Source organism: Fannyhessea vaginae DSM 15829, assembly GCF_000159235.2.
Taxonomy (GTDB): domain Bacteria; phylum Actinomycetota; class Coriobacteriia; order Coriobacteriales; family Atopobiaceae; genus Fannyhessea; species Fannyhessea vaginae.
On sequence record NZ_ACGK02000001.1, the window covers coordinates 109,886 to 130,465 of the forward strand.

A 20,580-nucleotide genomic window follows, 5' to 3' on the forward strand; every position below is an offset into this window, starting at 1 on the left:
CTATATCCGTCCAGTCTGATCAACCAATGTGCGTACGTATTCCGCCGATGTTGCCAAATCTTCTGTGTTCGCTTGCCACGACCAATTATCGTTACTTGTACCTGGTACATTCATACGCGCAGAATCGTCTAAGTGTAAAATATCTTGCAGCGTAGCAATTGACACGAGCGCATCAGAAGAAAACGCCTCACTCAACAGGTATTCTGCCTGCTTTTCGGCTGTATAGCTGTCCATATGATAATGGTCTTTACACCAGCCAATAAGCGTTTGTGTATCATGCGTAGAAGTATATGCTACCTTCTTATATGAGGGATGATAGCCAAAGCGCACATCCTCGTGAGAAAATTGCATAACATCCATACCACAAATGTGTGTATCCATTAAAAGCGCGCGAACCGCAGGCGTTACAATACCCAAATCCTCAGCAATTAAAGGAAGCGGTCCTAACTTTTTATACAAGGCGCGCATAACACGAACGCCTGGACCTTCGCGCCACGAACCATGCGCAATAGCCTGAATAGCTGCCTCTTCGCTTTCTGTTTGTTCACTACCGCGTACGGCCTGTTTAGTAACAGGAATTGCAAAATAAGAAGAAAATCCTAAGAAGTGATCAAGGCGCACATAGTCAAAAAGATCAAACTCGCGTGCAAGGCGACGCGTCCACCACGAAAAACCGTCTTGTTCCATCAAGTCCCAATTATAGGTAGGGTTTCCCCAAAGCTGGCCAGTTGCACTAAACTCATCAGGCGGAACGCCTGCAGCTAACGTAGGATAACCGTCTACATCAAGGTTAAACATCTGAGGGTTTGTCCAAACATCGGCTGAGTCCGCCGAAACATACATAGGAATATCGCCGATAAGTGACACGCCGTTTTCATGTGCATACGCCTTAAGTGCGCGCCACTGACGGTCAAATATAAACTGCTTTTTTACGCATGTTTCAATATCGTCAAGCAAATCATGCTCACGCGTAAACGCTGGATCCCAACGATTATACGGCGCTGGCCACTTCTGCCAGCAAACTCCCTTATAACGCTTCTTGAGCGCTCTAAAACAAGCATACGGCACTAACCAGTGGTCGTTGTCTTGAACAAAACGATGAAACTCAACGCTGTCGGGCGTATTGTCCTCGTCTTCGTCATCTTTAGTATTACATTGCTCTTGCTGCTCAACGAGTGCCATGTTTCCAGCAAAAGCAGAATACCCTGCATATGGTGACTTATCTTCGTCTACAGGGTGCACAGGAAGCATTTGCCAATAACGCATGTGCGCTTGTGAAAGATAGTTAACAAAGTTATACGACGGCTGGCCAAGCGTTCCTCCGGGCAATGATGTTATGTGACACAAAACACCCGCACCAGGCTTAAAAGGAAGCGACAAAGGCGTTTTAATAGACGCACATAAAATCATTGAACCCAAATTTTGAAGCGTGAGCGTAAGTGTTCCATTATGAGCTTGATACTCATTGCCTGTTAACAGATCCACCAGACGCAGAGCTTGCATATCTTTACCAAGATTTTGAGTAAGCGGCACAAAGTTCTCAACAGGAATATCTACGGTTTGGCTCATCTCGGTATGTGTGTTTACCAGCACGCATACACTTGTGGTTTTATCACGACGCCACATGCCAAATACATCATAGCCAAATGAGCGCACGTGCAAATCACCCGTTACAAACACATCAAGCGTTTTACGCAGCTGAATGGCATTACGATAAATGATCTGACAATTTTTGTCGGGGTTTTCCCACGGAAACGTGAAACGACAGAATGGATCGCTATAGCCTTCAAGTCCTGCCTCGTCACCGTAATACACGCACGGAACACCAGGCAGGCACATCTGTATAAGCGTGGTAAGCCACAAACGACTTACCGCCAAAGCTCTACAGCCAGGATTAAGTCTAAACCAATATTGGTCGCCTTCAGAGATTGCACTTTTATCGGGAGCGTCTCCTAGCATCGTAAGAATACGAGCGCGATCATGCGTACTCATCATGTTAAATTCAGCATAAAATGCTTCACGCGGATAATTAGCCCGCAGACTTTCAATGGATGATGCAAAAGAATCAGCAGAGCTACGACGCGTAATAAACGAGATAAGCGCATCGCGAAGCGGATAGTTCATCGTGGCGTCTAATTCTGCGCCCTGAAAATACTTTCGCAAATTGCCGTATGCACGCTTATGAGACGCGTCTTCCCAAACTTCTCCAATAACTACCGAATCGGGCTTTTCTGCCAAAGCGGCACTTTTTATGTCTTCAACAAAATCATCAGTAAGTTCGTCTACAACATCGAGACGCCATGCACGAGCACCTCGGCGCAACCAAGTTCGAATAACACCGTTTTCACCACAAATCAGTTCACGAAATTCCGGACAATGCTTTCTAATAGCAGGTAAGTCTTTAATGCCCCACCAGCAATCATATGCACCTGAATCATTAAATGTAAACCATGAGTGCGTTGTTGCTTTTTTGTTAGACGCTGGCAATTCGGCATAATTTCCGCACGCGTTAAAGTAATGAGAATCTGCTCCTACATGATTAAACACGCCGTCAAGCATAATTGAGATACCCATATCAGAAGCTCGTTTGCAAAGCTCTTCAAAGTCTTCATCGGTACCTAGCATGGGGTCAACATGAAAATAATCAGCCGTGTCATAGCGATGGTTAGACTGTGCTTCTACAATAGGATTAAGGTAAATAATGGTAATTCCCAAATTTTTAAGGTAGTCAAGCTTAGAAATAATACCTTGTAAACTACCTCCGTAAAAATCCCAAGCCAAAATATTACCATCAGCATCACGTTCGTAATAGGGATAGGTGTTCCAATCGCCTACCAGCCTACGCGTAACTCCTTTGCGCGGAATGCTTAAAACGCGCTCACAACGAGCTCGCCAGTTGTCGTCGCGTGCAAAACGATCGGGAAAAATCTGATAGGCAACACCTTGGGTATACCACGTGGGATCAACGGTTCTTTGTTTTTTATATACCGTTACCTGAAATGAAGGAGGTTCACCATAGGCAAAAGCACCAACGCCCACTTTATCCTCTTGAGCTGCACCGTAGCGCCATACATCGCCTTTAGAAGAAGTAATTTGAAAGCTGTACCACAGCACTTGCGGCTTATCAAACGTAAGCGTTACACCATAGCGACATCCACCGTTAAGTTCTCCACAGAGCACAATATTACGGCGTTCAGAACAGCCAACTTTTCTCATGGGAACGAGCTTTTCTTTTTCTTCGTCCGTCCATGTGCGCAACACAACACGACGAGGAACATCATCCCAAATATCAATAGTTAACCGCAACTGTTCACCAACCGCTACGGCTCCAGCAATTGAACGGTATCTTGTGTCAAGACTATTATGTTGCGCTCTCACGATATTACCTCTTTACGTAAATGTTTGTATATTCAGGACAAAGCTGCAGATAGACGCGCAGATATTCATGCGCAGCCCTACTCCAGCTAAAGTTGGCACGCATTGCACGTTTTTGAAGCTCAACCCATGCTTTTTTATCGGTCCAATAAAGCTCGCAAGCATCCATAAGTATGCGCGTCATTTCATCGGCATTGATATTGCAGAACCTAAAACCAGTACCTTCTTGCGTATATTTGTTATAAGGAATAACACTATCGCGCAAGCCTCCTGTTTCGCGAACAACAGGAATTGTTCCATATCGCATCGAAATGAGCTGAGACAATCCGCATGGCTCAAACACAGAAGGCATTAAGAAAATATCTGCACCAGCATAGATTCTATGAGAAAGCGCGTTATCAAAGGTAATACAAGCGCTTACTTGACGAGGGTAGGTAGCCGCAAAATATCTAAACGAGTCTTCATATTCTTTTTCGCCTGTTCCCAGTACAACCACTTGAACACCTCGCTGCATGAGGTAGTTCATAGCGTAGGTTACCAATCCAATACCTTTTTGCGCGGTTAGACGTCCAACAAGCGCAATCAAAGGACGTGTTGGATCTACGTCAAGCCCAAGCTCTTGCTGAAGATGAGCCTTGTTGCGTGCCTTACCGCTTAAATCCTGAATTGAGTACCTGCTGTGAATGAGCTTATCGTTTTTGGGGTTCCACAATTCAACATCAATGCCGTTAAGAATGCCTCGAACAATACACGAACGTCTTCTAAGAAGCCCATCCAAACCCTCACCATAAAAAGGCATTTGTATTTCGCCTGCATAACTAGGGCTTACCGTGGTAATACGGTCGGCGTAGCATAGGCCTGCTTGCATAAAGTTAATAGACTCGCGATCAATATAAAGCTGACGAACGGCATTAGGCTTACCCGCCAAGCCCAAAACATCGCCTATCATTTGATCGCCAAACTGACCTTGGAATTTAAGATTGTGAATGGTAAAGGTTACCCGAACATTGCGACAAGATGGTATTTCGTGATAAAACTCGTGCAAAAACACTGGCACAAGAGCGGTTTGCCAATCATTACAATGAATGATGTCACAACGAAGCTCGCCGATATAATTTATGGCCTCGCAAATAGCTTTTGAGAAAAACGCAAAACGCTCGCCATCATCAAAAAATCCGTAAATGCCATCACGCTTAAAGTAATGCTCATTATCAATGAAATAATATTCAACGCCTTTATAGCGAAGCTTTTCCAAACCGCAATATTCATAACGCCAAGATAGTGGCACATAAAACTCGGCAATATGTTCCATCTTTGAAACATACTCCCAAGGAATTGCGCTGTATTTAGGCAAAATAACACTTACACGCGCTCCTAATCGCTTAAGCGCACGCGGCAAGGCACCTGCAACATCGGCAAGCCCACCCGTTTTTACAAAAGGAACGCATTCAGGGGTTGCACATAATACATGCAGTTTTTTTGTTTGCTTAGTTGATGCGCGTTCAACCATACTCATATCAGTCCATTACCTTTGTTGTTGACGTTACATTTTGCGATAACCGCTGCTGCAAGCAGCAACTTCGCTCGTTTTTAGGTTAGTTGCCTTTTTCTTTGATCAAAATAGCGTCGGGCGTACCGCGAAGCTCGGTTGAAGCTGGAACCGTAATGTTTCTGTCCACAATAGCATGTTCAACACGTGCTCCCTGCTCAATAACGCAAGACTGCATGATAATAGAATCGTTTACAACCGCGCCATGCTGAACAATAACATCGCGGCCTAAAATTGAATTAGTAACGGTTCCATAAATGCGGCAACTTCCCGATACACGCGAGTTGGTTACACGCGAACCCTGTTCAAACTTAGCAGGTGCATTATCGTGTGCTTTAGTACGAACAGGACGATCAACGGGGAACAGCTCTTGCGTAATAGTAGGATTCAGCAAGTCCATATTTGATTGAAAGTACGTTTTTTTGTTAAAAATACCTTTCACATACCCATTAAACTCAAAGGTTTGAACGTTAACACGATTAAAATCGTGCTCCATAGCTTCAAAAAGATCAAGGTAATCGCTTTGAGCATACCATTCTAGCAGTTCAAGAAGCAGCGTTCTTTTAATCACAAAGCAATCAAGAAATGCAGCGTCGCCAAACACAATTCCATGGGTGATTCCGCGCACGCGACCATCCTCAACACTTAGCCCCACAATATCGGAATCGTTTTGAGAAGCGCGCTTGACAGCCACGGTAATATCGGCACCCGACTTTATATGAGCGTTAAGGATATCATTATAATCAATGGTCATAACAAAGTTTGCCGATGACACAATAACGTACTCATGAGCGTCACGTTGCAAAAATTCTTTATTGTTTTCAATATCGCGCAGCAAAAAGCGAGAACCAGTACGAGAAGTTCCAAACGCCGAACCAGGAAGAATAAACAGTCCGCCTTTTTTTCTGTCCAAATCCCAATCGCGACCCGACCCAATATGGTCGATAATGGAGCGGTAGTTATACGGCATAATCATGCCAATGGTACGTGCTCCGCTGTTTACCATATTAGAAAGCGCAAAATCCAAAATACGGTATCTTCCCAAAAACGGCATGGACGCCACTGGACGTGTTTCAGTTAAAATACTGGGGTGTTTTGTAGAATAGTTGGCGGTTATAATACCAATAAACTTTTTCATCGTATACCTTCACCCTTTCCAACTACAACGTCGTTTCCAATAACCGCTGTGTCGCGTGTTTGATCAACGCTGCCTAGTACAACGTCTTCCTCAACCACAGCATGTTCTCCCAAAATTGCACGAACTACGTGCGCACCTGCTTTAACAACGGCGCCAGGCAATAGTACGGAATCTTCAACAATGGCACGTTCGCCCACAAAGCTATCCGTAGAGATAATTGAGTGACGAACGCTTCCATAAATATTACAACCGTTGCCAACCAGGCAATCATCAATTGAACCCTGTGGTCCAATATACGCAGGTGGGCGCGTAGAAGCGTTGCTCATCATGGGGTTGTTTGTGTTAAATAAATCAAATGCAGGGTGCTCACCAAGTAAGTCCATGCTTGTTTCGTGATACGAAGAAATGGTACCAACGTCACGCCAAAATCCTCGATATTCATAGGTGTAGAGTTTTTTGCCATCTTCAAGAAGTTTTGGAATGATGTCTCCACCAAAATCGTGCTCGGACGTTTGATTGATAGCGTCTTCGCGCAAAGACGTTACCAGCAAGTCTTTGTTAAAAATGTAAATTCCCATAGATGCAAGATTAGAATCGGGTTTCTTGGGTTTTTCGGTAAACTTGGTTATGCGCTCGTTTTCGTCTTGCGTAATAATTCCAAAACGAGAGGCTTCTTCCCATGCAACTGGCATAACAGCAATCGTAAGATCGGCGCCGTGGCGTTTGTGAGCGTCAAGCATTTTTTGATAGTCCATGCTATAAAGTTGATCGCCTGAAAGAATAAGCACGTACTCAGGGTTATTTTGTTCGATAAATCCAAGGTTTTGTGTTACAGCATCGGCAGTACCGGCATACCACGCACCGCCTGTTTGTGTTGCAAACGGAGGCAGAATGGATACACCTCCATCGCTTTCGTTAAGATTCCACGCAGCACCCGAACCAAGATAGGAATGAAGTACATAAGGCTGGTACTGTGTGAGAACACCAACCGTTTCTATTCCAGAATTCGCGCAGTTTGACAGCGCAAAATCGATAATGCGATACTTACCGCCAAACGATACGGCCGGTTTAGCTATCTCTTTGGTAAGAGCACCAAGCCGACTGCCTTGACCGCCGGCAAGAAGCATTGCAATGCACTCCTTCTTGCTCATAATAACTCCTTCCAAACCCACAAAAAGACAACTTAAAGTTCTGCTTTAGCAGCTTATATGCCATATATCATTCGCGTACTCACGAATTGTCCTATCAGAGGTAAAGTAACCCGAACAAGCACTGTTATGAACAGCGCCATGATTCCAAACGTGACGATTGGTATAACTACGAGTAAGCTCTTCCCACGCCTGTACATACGCATAAAAATCAGCCAACACGAGGTCATGATCGTTATTGGTTAACAGTTCATCGCGAATGCTTTCAAAACCACCTGATAAACGATTAAGAGTTCCATCAGTAAGCTGGTCAATAATTCTTCCTAAGCGAATGCGGTCGTTGTTGTACATATCCCATGCCCAATATGCACCAGGCTGACGCAGATTAACAACATCTTGCTCGCGAAGTCCAAAAATTTTGATATTTGAATCGCCCACGCGTTTTGCAATTTCGATATTTGCACCATCGTAAGTGCCCAGCGTCCACGCACCATTCATCATAAGTTTCATGTTAGACGTACCAGACGCCTCAGAACCTGCCCAAGAAATTTGCTCGGAGATTTCGGCAGCTGGGTAAATAAGCTGTGCGTTTGAGACCGCAAAATTAGGCACAAACGCAACTTTTATGATCTGGTTTACGCGCTCGTCATTGTTAATAACATCGGCAACCGAATTGATAAGACGAATAACTTCTTTTGCAAATACATAACTTTGTGCTGCTTTGCCCGAAAAAATAAATGCCGTGGGATGCATAGTAAATCCCTTGCCGTCAAGCAGGCGATTATATACATCCATAATTTTAAGAACATTCAAAAGCTGGCGTTTGTAGGCGTGAAAACGCTTAACTTGCACATCAAAAATCATATGTGGATCAAGCGAAACGCCTGTTTGTTCTTTGATGTAGCGCGCTAGACGCTGTTTATCGTTAAGCTTTGCCGCTTCAAAGTCTTCAAGGAAACTAGGATCGTTTTCATAGACGCTTAATTTTGCCAGCTCGGATGCATCGCTTAACCAACCATTGCCAATTGTTTTGGTAATAAGTGCACTATAAGCAGGATTAGCATTACCCAAGAAACGACGATGAGAAATGCCGTTAGTTTTATTGTTAAACCTATCTGGATAAAGCTCATAAAAACCGTGGAGCGTTGTGTCTTTAAGAATTTGGGTGTGAAGCTCACTTACACCATTAACAGAATGCGAAAAAATAACCGAAACGCTTGCCATGCGAACACAGCCATCCCATAGCATAGCTGTTTGAGATAACAAATCGTGCCAATTGTGCTTATCACGCGGAAATGTATCATGAAATCTTCGGTCAATTTCTTCGATAAACATATATGTACGAGGCAAAAGGCTGCGGAAAAGCGAAATTGGCCAACATTCAAGAGCTTCGGGCATAACTGTATGATTTGTGTACGAAAGCGTATTGCGCACAATCTCAAATGCACAATCGAACTCAACGTTCTTTTCGTCGACCAAAATGCGCATAAGCTCAGGACCACAAAGAGCCGGATGCGTATCGTTAGTATGAATGGCAACAAAATCGCTCAGCTTATCCCAATCGCACCCGTGCTTTTTCTCAAAACCTCTAAGAATTGAGTGAAGACCTGCACAAACAAAGAGATATTCCTGCTTAAGACGCAAAAGTCTGCCGTGTTCACCCGAATCATTGGGGTAAAGAATCTGCGAAATAGCCTCAACGTCCGAACGAAAACGCATTGCCTCCGCGTAATTACCATTGTTAAATGCAGCAAGATTAAAGTTTTCCTCTGCAGGCTCCGCGCTCCATAGGCGTAAATTGTTTACTGTTTTGCCACCAAAACCAACTAACGGTACATCATATGGCACAGCGCGAACCAAATCGCCGCCTTCTTGCGTAAACCAAAAACGACCGTTTTCTTCGTGGCGAACAACTTGTCCACCAAACTGGACAATAACCGATTCGGCAATACAGCGTGTTTCCCAAGGAAAACCGTGTTCAAGCCAGTTATCCATCAGCTCTACTTGGCGGCCATCTTTAATAGCTTGACGAAACAGCCCATAGTGATAACGCATACCACAGCCGTTTCCTGCAATACCAAGCGCCGCACACGAGTCCATAAAACATGCAGCTAAACGACCTAAACCACCATTTCCCAAGCCGGGGTCAACTTCAAGTTTAATAAGATCGTCTAAATCAACACCAAGTTCTTTGCATCCATTTTCAACAAGATCACGAATACCAAAATTCAACAGATAATTGTCTAAAAGTGGGCCGGTCAAAAACTCAAGAGAAAAGTAAAATACTTCTTTCTGTTGAGGGTCTTGATCTGCTTGCAACGCCTTTGCCTTCTTTGCGATAAGCGCCGACAAAACATAGAGCCGCTGGGTATCTGTAAGATCCTCAAATGAACGAGCGTAATACGACTCACACCCCTGTCTATACTGCTGAATAAAGTCTTGCGTATCGTTGAATAAAGATGCCATGTAGTCCCTTTCCCATAGTTGCCCACACATCTGACATGTGCGTAGGCATAAAGCTATTTACGTTTTTTAACCTTCTTGGTAACTGTGTTATGTGCAGATTTCTTGCTAACTGTCTTGGTGCGCGTGCTGGTATGCGACGCTTTTCCTGAAGCCGGTTTATCGCTATCTTTACCTGCGGCTTTACCTGTTGCCTTACCTTTTGCCTTAGGTGAAGCTTTTTCCGTAGCTTTACTTGCAGCTTTCTTTTTTGCAGGCAACGCACGCACATATTTGAAGATAACCCCACCTAAAGGAGGCACGGTAATAACCAGCGAATTGTCACGCCCGTGTTGAGGTTCTTCCTCGGTAGCAAGCGCATGAAAACCGTTAGAAGTTCCCGAACCACCAAATGCAGGATCATCGGTATTGAAAACCTCTTTCCAATAACCTGCCATAGGCATGCCAAGCCTAAAGTTATCGTGTGGATTAACTTCAAAATTGATCACAACAACCAAATCGTCGGTCTTGTGCTCACCATGGCGAATAAACGCAATAATCGCTTGGCCAGAATTGTCTGCGTCTATCCACTCAAATCCGCGCGACTCAAACGAAAACTCCCACATTGCAGGGTTGTTATTGTAGAAAGCATTAAGCTCTTGTACAAAGTGCTGGTGCTTTTTGTGTGCGTCAAACTTGTGGGTAAGGAAATACTGAATTCCCTCGTAATAACGCCATTCAATAAACTGCGCAATCTCGTTGCCCATAAAATTAAGCTTTGCACCCGCATGAGCCATCTGATAGAGCGCAAGCGCGCGCATGCCAGCAAACTGACGCCAGTAATCGCCAGGCTGTCTGCGAATCAAAGAGCATTTTCCATGTACCACTTCATCGTGCGACAGAGGCAAAATAAAGTTTTCGTTAAATTGATACATAGTAGAAAACGTGAGCAAATGATGTGCGCCTGGACGATAAGGAAAATCGGCTTGAATGTAATGCAAAGTATCATTCATCCAGCCCATATCCCATTTAAGATGAAAACCCAAACCTCCGTCTTTAGGCGGATATGTTACCAGCGGCCATGCAGTAGATTCCTCGGCAATCATCATGGTGTGTGGGTAATACTTTTCTACTGCTTCGTTACACTGCTGAACAAATTTTATAGCGGTAAGATCTTCTTCGGTGCCTTTTTCGTTGAATTGCTTTTGAGCAGGATCATCTATACCAAAGTTAAGGTACAAAATGCTGGTAACACCATCCATACGAATGCCGTCTACATGAAACTCCCCCACCCAATACAGAAGGTTAGATATAAGAAAACTTCTTACTTCGCCACGACCAACATCAAATTTGTACGTGCCCCAATTAGGATGTTCTTTTTTCTCGAACAGTTTATCGCCGTTAAAACGACTAAGACCGTGCTCGTCTTTACAAAAACCACCAGGTACCCAGTCGAGGATAACACCAATATTTGCCTGATGACACGCGTCAATAAAGTGCTTAAACTGATCGGGCGTACCATAGCGCGCAGTTGGCGCAAAATAGCCCGTAACTTGATAACCCCATGATCCGTCAAAAGGGTGCTCCATAATGGGCATAATTTCGATGTGAGAATATCCCATTTTTTTAACATAAGCAACCAGACGCTCGGACAGCTCGTCATAGCTCAAAAACCGCCCTTGACATTGCCATTCGTCGTTTGAAGTATCCTCATCATCAGATGCAGTAGAGGTGTCATTTGCATGTTCTTTAATAACTTCATCAGATGGTTGACGCTTCCAGCTGCCTAAATGGCATTCAAAAATATTAAGAGGCTCATGAAGAAAATCGTGGTTATTACGGTACTTGGTATATGCAGCATCTGACCACTCATATTTTGAAACATCAAGCAAGCGCGAAGCCGTACCTGGAGGACACTCAGCACTAAAAGCGTAAGGATCTGCTTTATAAAACGTAGTACCATCTTGTGTTTCAATGAGATACTTATACAGCTCACCAGCCTGTGCTCCGCCGACGAAACCTTCCCAAATGCCAGATCCTTTATGTTCAAGATAATTTTGAGTTTCACCCCAGCCGTTAAAATCACCATCTACGCGCACGCTTTTAACACCTGGAGCCCAAACAGCAAAATAGAAACCACTACATCCATTACAAACAATAGGATGGGCTCCCAATTTTTCGTGGCTTCTATACCAATTACCTTGAGCAAAAAGATAACGGTCGTCATTTGTTAATTGCACATCATTAAGGGTAAAGCTCTTCATACATGTCCCCCTCAATACAAGCCGTCAGCTGAAAACTGATATCTCTTTTACGTTCAAGCTTTGTGTATACCTGCGCTTTATACATTCAAACCAATACCTACAAAATGTAGTGGCTGCATGTCCACGCGCACACCAAAAAGCTACATTGAAACAACATATTTTCTATTTTACGGCAATATCTCTATAAAAGCCTCGACAAAATCAACAACTTTGCTATAAGTAAAAAACACTTCTGTGAACGGTTTGAGTACCTATTTATAGGAAAGACCGGTGGACGTTATAATGAACTGTACAGGATGTCCTACTATTTGTGACATCCACTCGTTTGATTGCATATAAATCAACCAACGCAAAACACTTGAATACCAGATGAGGAGGGGTGATGGCAAAAGAATCACAACGCAGCAAACAAAAGCGTGCATGCGCGTTCTACGAAATTCTTCACGCGCGTTATCGTGGGGCAAAGTCGGCTCTTACCTATCACAACCCCTTTACCCTTACCATCTGCGTTATGCTTTCGGCGCAAACAACCGATGCTGCTGTTAATAAAGTAACTCCTCAACTGTTTGCGCGCTGGCCAACTGCTAAGCACATGGCGCAAGCAAAGCCCGAAGACATAGGAGAGGTTATCCGCACCATTGGGTTTTGGCGCGCTAAAGCAAAACACTGTGTTGAAGCCTCGCAAATGATTATGAGCGATTTTGCAGGAGAAGTGCCTCAAACCATGGAAGAACTTATGCGTCTACCTGGGGTAGGAAGAAAAACCGCCAACATTGTACTGAACAAAGCGTTCAACAAAACTCAAGGCATTGCCGTTGACACCCATGTATTTAGAATTTCAACGCGTCTACAGTTTACACGTGCAAAAACGCCGCTTGAAGCCGAGCAAGATTTGCTTAAGCTACTCCCTCCCACATTGTGGAGCAGCGTAAATGAAGAATGGATCCATTTTGGACGCGAAATATGCAAGGCAAAAAATCCATGCTGCGAAACGTGTATTGCTCGTGCACTTTGCCCGTCTTATGCAAAGTTTTCTAAAAAGTAAGCCCAAAAAGTAAGCTTAATAAGAAAAAATACTCGTAATTCCTAGGGCTTCTCATGGTATTTTAGTAGCTCATATAAACGCCGTAAAAAGGTGCGTAAAACCGTGTAGAATTATAGTGTATGTGTACATGTAGGTTTATGAAAATAGCCATGAGCGAGTAAGGGGTTTGTATGATTTATCTATCCCAGCTATTGGGCAATCCCGTATTTGATGCAAAAGGCGAAAAAATAGGTCGTGTAAACGACCTTGGCATTGCAACGGGCGAAGTCTTTCCTCGTATTACTGCACTTGCCGTTGAAGGTCCTGGTAAAACGCCTTTTATGATTTCATGGCGTAAGTATGTTGAATCGTTTTCTACCGAAGACATCCACTTAAAAGTAGTTGATACCGATATTAGATTTTCTTATCTTCAACCTAACGAAGTTTTAATTGCGCGCGATTTGCTTAACAAGCAAATTGTTGATACGCGTGGCATGCGAGTTGTAAGGGTAAACGATTTAAAGCTTTCAGACACCAGCTCATCGCAGCTTCGTTTGCTTGGTGCCGAAGTTGGAATACGCGGTTTGCTACGATCGCTCTCCCCTGCACTTGAAACGCTTACGCTTAAAATTGCAAAATCGCTTGGCAAGCCCATGCCCGAAAAAATTATCGCATGGAACTATATGGACCTGCTTGACCGCGATTTGTCTAATGTAAAGCTATCTGTATCGCATAAAACACTCGATGGTCTACACCCTGCCGATATTGCAGACATTTTGGAGCGCCTTGATCCGCGCCTACGTGGACGCGTGTTTGCGCAGCTAGATGACGAGCGCGCCGCAGACGCAATCGCTGAGTTTGACGATGATCATATTGCCGCAGAAATTATGGGCGACATGGCCGATACCGATGCGTCACGCATGTTATCGGAAATGGATCCTGACGACGCAGCCGAGCTGGTAAGCGAACTTGACTATGACAAGGCAGAAAAAATCCTTCGCCTTATGGGTGTAAAAGAGCGCAAAGCCATTAGACAGCTTTTAGGATATAGAGAAGATACTGCAGGTCGTATTATGACCTCTGAGGTTTTGTGCCTGCCAGAAGCACAAACCGTTGCAGATGCAGTTGCCCGCATGCGCGCGCTTGATGAAGACTTTGAAACCGTACACTATGTGTATCTAAAAGACGATGAAAACCGTTTAAGCGGCGTGGTAAATCTCAATAAGCTTATTATTAACGAACCAGCAACACCACTTAAAAACATAGCAACTACCGACATGATTACCGCAAATCCCGATGACGACCAAGAAGACGTTGCAGAAAACATTGCAAAGTACAACCTGTTGGCAATGCCTGTTATTGACGACAACAAGCGTCTATTAGGTATTGTTACCGTTGATGACGCGCTTGATGTTATGGAAGAAGAACACGAAGAAGACCTGCAAATTGCGGGTGCTGGCGCAAATGATGGTGATTCCAAGCGACAAACAGGCGCGCTTGTTTGGTTACTTCGTCATAACGCATGGCTGTTTATATGGGTGTTTGGTTCATGTATTACCTTTGCACTCCATTTGTGTGGTTTGCTTCATCTTCCTTTACCTGATACTCATAAAAATGTACTCATGCTGTTTACATGCACACTTCTACCCGTATGTTTAATGTTTGGTGACGCCTCTATTTCGCATACCGTTAATTTCTTCCTCGAAAACGATGCGGACGACGAAAACTCGCCATCCGATTTGGGCTTTGGTGTTAAAAGCCTTGGTCTGGCGCTTGTGTTTGCTGCTATTTTTGCGGCAATCGAAGTGATCTTTTCTATGTTGTGCACCATGCACAATTTTGATTCCGTGTTGGCAAAAGGTTTTCTTTCGTCGTTTGTGGCAATTGGTATTGCGTCTTGCATATCTTTTATAGTGTCTCCTCTATTTCTTGCCATTTTACGTGTGCGCGACGCAAAAAATCTTGATACGTCAGGCTTTGTGCTGTCACTTGTTTCTATGATCTTGTCGTTTGTAATATGCATAGCAGCCATTATGTGCATGGGTGCTTTAGGAGTTCTTCAGTGATAACACAGCAAACAACGCCCTTACAAACGCATAATGCAGAAAACACGCAGAGCGCAATAAATACACAGCAAACCAATACTTTGGAGCGTCGACCCCAAAAATTGCAGTTTAAGCGCGTGTTGCTTGCTATGGGACCTGGTATGGTTGCAGCCCTTGCAGGCGCAGACGCAGGTGGTGTAGCAACATACTCAAACGCTGGTGCGCTGTTTGGTTTCGGTCAGCTTTGGACGGTTCCTATTATGTGTTTCTTGCTGATTGTGGTGCAAGAAACAGCCGCTCGTATGGGTTGTGTTACCGGAAAAGGCTTTGCGTCACTTATACGCGAATGTTTTGGTGTCAAGCGTTCTGCGGTTGCCATGCTTGCACTTCTTATCTCAAATACAACGGTTACGCTTTCAGAGTTTGCAGGTATTGCCTCGGGTTTAGCGTTGTTTGGTATGCCTACCTATCTTTCGGTTCCGCTTTCTGCGTTGCTCATTTGGGTATTGGCAATGAGCGGAAGTTATCGTTCTATCGAAAAAGTGCTCTTAGCTATCAGTTGTGTATTTGTTACCTATATTATTGCAGGATTTTTAGTACAGCCCGACTGGTCATATGCTCTTTTCACCACCGCCGTGCCGCAGATTACGCCTAATCCTCAGTATTTGTCGTTATTGGTTGCAAATGTAGGAACAACCATTGCACCTTGGATGATATTTTTAGCACAATCAAATGTTGTTGATAAAAACGCACACGACGAAGATATTCCCTATCAGCAAATTGATACGGTTACTGGAGCTATTGTAGCAAGTGTTATCAGCTGGTTTATTATTCTTGCAACGGGAGCGGTTCTGTTCCCTGCAGGCATTACCGTTAACGGTGCAGAAGACGCAGCAGCAGCTTTGGCTCCACTTGCAGGCGAATACGCCTATGCGCTTTTTGGCATTGGTCTTATTGGCGCATCATTTTTAGCAGCCTGTGTACTACCAGGAATTACCGCGAGTGGCATTTGCGAAGCTTTTGGCTGGGAACGCGGTGCAGACTGCACGTGGCAAGAAGCCCCTGCTTATCGGGGAATTATTACTGCTATCTTGGTTATATCTGCGGTAATTGTTCTGATTCCTCATATTGACCTGTTTGGAATTATGATGTTTGCGCAGGTCATAAACGGTATTCTTTTGCCAATTCTTTTGGTATGTATGGTACGCATCGCTTCAAATAAATTTATCATGGGAAAACATGTTAATAGCAAACTGTGGACCATGCTTACGTGGTTTACCGTCATTGCGGTAACCATTCTCACCATCATCATGTTTGTTATGCAGGCAATGGGATATTAGCCACCTTAACTGCTCAATATACTACATAGGTTCATACATCACACAAGGCGCCGCAAACGTGCGATATGAGCGCGGTGGCATGCGCATACTGTGAGAGCTGCAAACAAAACAACCCCGCATACAACACCAACACACTTTGTAAACACCTCACAAAAGAAAACGAGCAAGTCATCACTTGACCTGCTCGTTTCCTGTTATCATGCAAGCGTTTTACATGCGCGTACCGCCTCATGTTACCCAATAGTCATGATCATGCTATTAAGTCTCATGGGTGGATCGCACAGCATACCTTAAATCATGCAAACCTGACATTCCGAAGAACCATCACAATGAAACGCAGATTTTTTCTCGTCAGACTTTGCAGCATCGGGTAAAATCTCATCGCTTTCTAGATGTTCACTGCCTTCCAAAACGTCTTGACGAATGCGCACGTAATAAATGGAATCACACTTTTTCTTAAATGCATAAATATAGGCGCGATTAAGATCTCTGGTAGTGGCTTGGGAAGTCATAAACAAAGTAAGCGAAATTGCTTGGTCTACATGCTTTTGTGCAGCAGCAACAATGTTGATAATTGCCTCGTAACCAACCTCATAAGCACCGTCTTGATAATATTTGTAGGTATCGTCACTAATTTTATAGGCAGGAACATACACACGTCCAACTTTGCCTTCCTTGCGCGTTTCAACAGGAGAAACAACTGGCTGCAAACTTGGCGTACACGAAGAAAGATAGCTGATAGAACCTGTAGGAGCAACTGCCATAAGGTGCGAATTTGCCAAACCATGCGCGCGAATGTCTTTAACCAACTCTTGCCAGTCTTGTTGGGTAGGAAGTTCAAAATGGCAATCAGCCAAAAGCTTGGCAATGCGCGGCGTTGCAGGAGCAATCTTATGCTCGGTATATTTCTTAAAATAAGTGCCATCGGCATATTCTGAATCAGCAAAGCCCGCAAACGCACCTTCGGTTTGCGCAAGTTCTGACGAAGCCTTAAATGCGTGGTATGCCATTGCATAAAAGAACATATCAACAAAGTCAACAGCCTCTGCCGACGCATAATAAATGTGGTGCGTTGCCAAAAATCCGTGAAGGTTCATAGCGCCTAAACCAACAGCATGATTAAGCTTGTTTCCTTTATTAACAGAAGGCGCACACGATAAATCAGATGAACGCGACACACGATCAAGCGCAACTATAGCGTCTTTGATAGTGCGTGAAAACTCGGACGCATGATCCATGGCAGCTGCTATGTTGATAGATCCCAAGTTGCAGCATATATCAACGCCTGTTTGCGTAAATCCAAGATCTTCGGTATAAGAACTTGGCGTAGATACCTGTGCAATCTCGGAACACAGATTTGACATCACAATACGCCCAGCTTTCTTGTGGGGATTGCGTCTGTTTACCGTGTCTTCAAACAAGATATACGGATAACCCGATTCAAACTGCAGCTCAGCTATGGTTTGGAAAAACTTGCGCGCGCTGATATAGTCCTTTTTTATACGAGGATTGTTAACCAATTCGTCGTACTTTTCGGTAATAGACATATCAGCCATAGAACATTTGTACTCTTTTTCTATGTCGTACGGCGAAAAAAGTGCCATGTCCTTGTTTTCTTTTGCAAGCTTAAAGGTAATATCTGGAACGATAACACCAAGTGACAGTGACTTAATGCGTACCTTTTCGTCTGCGTTTTCGCGCTTGGTATCAAGAAAACGCATAATATCGGGATGATGTGCATGCAAATAAACAGCTCCTGCACCTTGGCGCTGACCCAGCTGATTTGCATACGAAAACGTATCCTCTAACAATTTCATAACGGGAACAACACCGCTTGCTTGGTGAGCAAAGCCTTTAATAGGAGCACCTGTTTCGCGTAAGTTGGTAAGACATAAAGCCACACCGCCACCACGTTTTGAGAGCTGCAAACTGGTTCCAATACCACGAGCAATTGATTCCATATTGTCTTCAACACGAAGCAAATAACAAGAAATATATTCACCACGACGCTTTTTACCTGCATTCAGAAACGTAGGAGTTGCAGGCTGGAATCTATTAGACATTAAGTCGAGCACCAAATTACGTGCAAGCGCAACATCGCCGTTAGCAAGAAAAAGCGCGCACATCACAACGCGGTCTTCAAAACGCTCTAAATATGTTGTTCTGTCGTCAGACTGCAGCGCGTATGCCATATAAAATTTCATAGCACCCATGAGCGACAAAAACTCAAAATGCTGCTCGTAAGCCAACGACGTAAGTGCCTCTATATCTTCTTGACTATAAAGATCTAATACCGCCTTGTCGTAATATTGGTGTTCAACAAGATAATCGAGGCGTTGCTGACACGATTCAAACGTTTTAAGACGAGGCTCTACCTGCTCTTTAAGATAGAGTTGTACCGCCTTTTTATCGGCCGAAAAATTATAGTGGCCGTCTTCGGTTTTGAAGCGCGTAAGCGCATTAAGAGCAATATAAGAATCAGTTGTAGAAGTTGACATAGTAAGTCCGTTCTTTGGCAGGTTTATAATACGTGCGAACATTGCGACAAGGTGCAAAGACATGCATACAGCAGCACACGGAGGCAAAGGTTTCTTGCATGATGTGCATCTTAGACCAGCATGGGCGCTTTCTCGGGTTGAGTAATCTTTTCGTCGATAAGCATTTGCACACGCGCAACGTCTTCTTGTGTTCCCGATAATTCAAATTGATATGCAAGAGGAACACCAACTTTAGCAGCAATAATGGGACCAGCAAGCGCAAAGCTATCTCCAAAATTAGTGTTGCCCGTTCCAATTACAGCCCTACACAGCTTGCGGTTATGTTCATCGTTTAGAAAATGAATAACCTGCTTGGGTACAGCTCCGCGCGTATCCACATGGCCGTGTGTGTTTTTGCCTCCGCCCGAGTATGTGGGGCAAATAAGGATGTATTCACTATCAACTACCATATGCTCCTGCAGGTTAAGCGGAATGCGATGGGATACACAGGTAAGCTTTTGCACAAAGCGATGCGTATTTTCTGAAGTAGAAGAAAAATAAACAATTTGCACGATTAAAACTCCCAATCTTCGTCGGTTGTTTCTTCAGAGGTTCCTATAACATAGGATGACCCACTACCAGAAAAGAAGTCGTGATTTTCATCGGCGCGTGCAGAAAGCTGTGCAAAAACTTCGGGCGAAATATAGGTTTCCTGCTCTGAAAACGGAGAATCATACCCTAAATTCTGTAAGAATTTGCCAGCATTATACAAGCTAAATCGTATGGCATCATCTGCCAGATCAAAATCTTTGTACAGGTCTTGCAAATATGCTTTTTCTAAATCAATAAGTTGATACATAAGATCAAACACAAAGTCTTTAACAGTTTGTTGTTCATCGCTGGTAAGCTTACGAACTTTTTGCTGGAACTTATAACCGCTGTAATAGTTGTGAATAACTTTATCGCGCAAAATAAGACGAATCATATCAGAGGTGTTAGGAAGTTTGCTGCGAGCAGACAAATAAAACGGCAGATAAAAACCACCATAGAGCAAAAATCCTGGCATAAGGGCTGCGGCAACCTTGCTTTTTAAGGGATCAGAACCTGTATAGTAAGGAATAAGTGCTTTTGCGCGTTTTTGGAGCGCGTCATTATTAACCACCCACGCCTGCGCTTCATCAATTTGCTCACTGCTACACAGCGTAGAAAACACCGTTCCATACGAGCGTGCATGAACTGCAACCATAAAGGCAAAGTTTGCGTAATTTGCCTGCTCTATATCGGTGAGGGCATGACGAATCTGAGCCACATCGCCAACGGTTGCTTGCACCGTATCTAAAAGCGTAAGCCCTGTAAAAGTGCGAATAATGAGCTGCTGCCACGAACTATCCAACTCGTTCCAAGACGGCAAATCATTAGAAACAGGTATGTTTTCGGGAAGCCAAAAATTTTGAGTAACACGATTCCAAACCTCAAGATCTTTTTCATCTTGAATTCTGTTCCAATTAACAGCACGCATATTGCAGCCTTTATCAGCATACGCAAAATCAACTGGAGATTGAGATGTTGGTTGTACGTTTGAAGCAGATTGCATTCCCGTTCCTCTCCTTATCGATAACAATACAAGCTCGTGTTCAATAAAGCTCAAGAAACAATAACACAATATATAGTGAGTATCAATATGCGTTTGTACAGCATATTGATACTAATCCACAGTTAAGCGTTAGTAACGCGCGATTAAAAATTTACGCTCATCACAATAAATCCTTGATACCACA

Annotated in this window: 12 protein-coding genes; 3 read left to right on the plus strand and 9 right to left on the minus strand. The window is 43.9% G+C overall.

Annotation, left to right across the window (positions count from 1 at the left end):
- The 6 genes from HMPREF0091_RS00445 to glgB all read right to left on the minus strand — a co-directional run bounded on the left by HMPREF0091_RS00445 (position 1) and on the right by glgB (position 11,916).
- The gene (locus HMPREF0091_RS00445; RefSeq protein ID WP_006302200.1) at positions 1 to 3,378 is read right to left on the minus strand and encodes a 4-alpha-glucanotransferase; all 3,378 of its coding nucleotides are present in this window, start codon (positions 3,376 to 3,378) and stop codon (positions 1 to 3) included.
- Between the two features lie 4 nt (positions 3,379 to 3,382).
- Positions 3,383 to 4,891 (minus strand): glycogen synthase GlgA, encoded by a 1,509-nt coding sequence (gene glgA / locus HMPREF0091_RS00450; RefSeq protein ID WP_006302201.1) that lies wholly within the window; start codon positions 4,889 to 4,891, stop codon positions 3,383 to 3,385.
- Positions 4,892 to 4,970: 79 nt separating this feature from the next.
- Positions 4,971 to 6,062 carry a glucose-1-phosphate adenylyltransferase subunit GlgD gene (glgD, locus tag HMPREF0091_RS00455; RefSeq protein ID WP_006302202.1) on the minus strand — a complete coding sequence of 364 codons (1,092 nt, stop codon included), beginning with the start codon at positions 6,060 to 6,062 and terminating at the stop codon, positions 4,971 to 4,973.
- Positions 6,059 to 7,213, minus strand: coding sequence for a glucose-1-phosphate adenylyltransferase (locus tag HMPREF0091_RS00460; protein ID WP_010241613.1), 1,155 nt, complete (start codon positions 7,211 to 7,213; stop codon positions 6,059 to 6,061). Before HMPREF0091_RS00460 ends, glgD begins: the two co-directional genes overlap by 4 nt.
- A 45-nt stretch (positions 7,214 to 7,258) precedes the next feature.
- On the minus strand, positions 7,259 to 9,676 hold the full coding sequence (locus HMPREF0091_RS00465) for a glycogen/starch/alpha-glucan phosphorylase (RefSeq protein WP_010241615.1): 2,418 nt from the start codon (positions 9,674 to 9,676) through the stop codon (positions 7,259 to 7,261).
- 53 nt (positions 9,677 to 9,729) lie between these two features.
- Positions 9,730 to 11,916, minus strand: coding sequence for a 1,4-alpha-glucan branching protein GlgB (gene glgB / locus HMPREF0091_RS00470; protein WP_006302205.1), 2,187 nt, complete (start codon positions 11,914 to 11,916; stop codon positions 9,730 to 9,732).
- 382 nt (positions 11,917 to 12,298) lie between these two features.
- Between glgB and nth the strand changes: the two genes are divergently transcribed.
- The 3 genes from nth to HMPREF0091_RS00485 all read left to right on the plus strand — a co-directional run bounded on the left by nth (position 12,299) and on the right by HMPREF0091_RS00485 (position 16,325).
- Positions 12,299 to 12,961 (plus strand): endonuclease III, encoded by a 663-nt coding sequence (gene nth, locus HMPREF0091_RS00475; RefSeq protein WP_006302206.1) that lies wholly within the window; start codon positions 12,299 to 12,301, stop codon positions 12,959 to 12,961.
- Positions 12,962 to 13,131: 170 nt separating this feature from the next.
- Complete coding sequence (locus HMPREF0091_RS00480; RefSeq protein WP_006302207.1) at positions 13,132 to 15,006, plus strand: magnesium transporter MgtE N-terminal domain-containing protein; 1,875 nt, start codon at positions 13,132 to 13,134, stop codon at positions 15,004 to 15,006.
- Complete coding sequence (locus HMPREF0091_RS00485) at positions 15,003 to 16,325, plus strand: Nramp family divalent metal transporter (protein WP_006302208.1); 1,323 nt, start codon at positions 15,003 to 15,005, stop codon at positions 16,323 to 16,325. The genes HMPREF0091_RS00480 and HMPREF0091_RS00485 overlap by 4 nt, the downstream gene beginning before the upstream one ends.
- A gap of 290 nt (positions 16,326 to 16,615) precedes the next feature.
- Here the strand turns inward: HMPREF0091_RS00485 and nrdE are convergent, their stop codons facing one another.
- The 3 genes from nrdE to nrdF all read right to left on the minus strand — a co-directional run bounded on the left by nrdE (position 16,616) and on the right by nrdF (position 20,396).
- Positions 16,616 to 18,823: a class 1b ribonucleoside-diphosphate reductase subunit alpha gene (gene nrdE / locus HMPREF0091_RS00490; RefSeq protein WP_010240953.1), complete on the minus strand. Its 2,208-nt coding sequence runs from the start codon at positions 18,821 to 18,823 to the stop codon at positions 16,616 to 16,618.
- 110 nt (positions 18,824 to 18,933) lie between these two features.
- Positions 18,934 to 19,374: a class Ib ribonucleoside-diphosphate reductase assembly flavoprotein NrdI gene (nrdI, locus tag HMPREF0091_RS00495; RefSeq protein WP_006302210.1), complete on the minus strand. Its 441-nt coding sequence runs from the start codon at positions 19,372 to 19,374 to the stop codon at positions 18,934 to 18,936.
- Between the two features lie 2 nt (positions 19,375 to 19,376).
- Positions 19,377 to 20,396 (minus strand): class 1b ribonucleoside-diphosphate reductase subunit beta, encoded by a 1,020-nt coding sequence (gene nrdF / locus HMPREF0091_RS00500; RefSeq protein ID WP_006302211.1) that lies wholly within the window; start codon positions 20,394 to 20,396, stop codon positions 19,377 to 19,379.
- Between the last annotated feature and the right edge of the window lie 184 nt (positions 20,397 to 20,580).

Bases quoted from the DNA above. Each gene is read 5' to 3' on its own strand.
- glgA (WP_006302201.1), bottom strand. From the start codon at position 4,891: ATGAGTATGGTTGAACGCGCATCAACTAAGCAAACAAAAAAACTGCAT.
- glgD (WP_006302202.1), bottom strand. From the start codon at position 6,062: ATGAAAAAGTTTATTGGTATTATAACCGCCAACTATTCTACAAAACAC.
- HMPREF0091_RS00460 (WP_010241613.1), bottom strand. From the start codon at position 7,213: ATGAGCAAGAAGGAGTGCATTGCAATGCTTCTTGCCGGCGGTCAAGGC.
- HMPREF0091_RS00465 (WP_010241615.1), bottom strand. From the start codon at position 9,676: ATGGCATCTTTATTCAACGATACGCAAGACTTTATTCAGCAGTATAGA.
- glgB (WP_006302205.1), bottom strand. From the start codon at position 11,916: ATGAAGAGCTTTACCCTTAATGATGTGCAATTAACAAATGACGACCGT.
- nth (WP_006302206.1), top strand. From the start codon at position 12,299: ATGGCAAAAGAATCACAACGCAGCAAACAAAAGCGTGCATGCGCGTTC.
- HMPREF0091_RS00480 (WP_006302207.1), top strand. From the start codon at position 13,132: ATGATTTATCTATCCCAGCTATTGGGCAATCCCGTATTTGATGCAAAA.
- nrdE (WP_010240953.1), bottom strand. From the start codon at position 18,823: ATGTCAACTTCTACAACTGATTCTTATATTGCTCTTAATGCGCTTACG.
- nrdF (WP_006302211.1), bottom strand. From the start codon at position 20,396: ATGCAATCTGCTTCAAACGTACAACCAACATCTCAATCTCCAGTTGAT.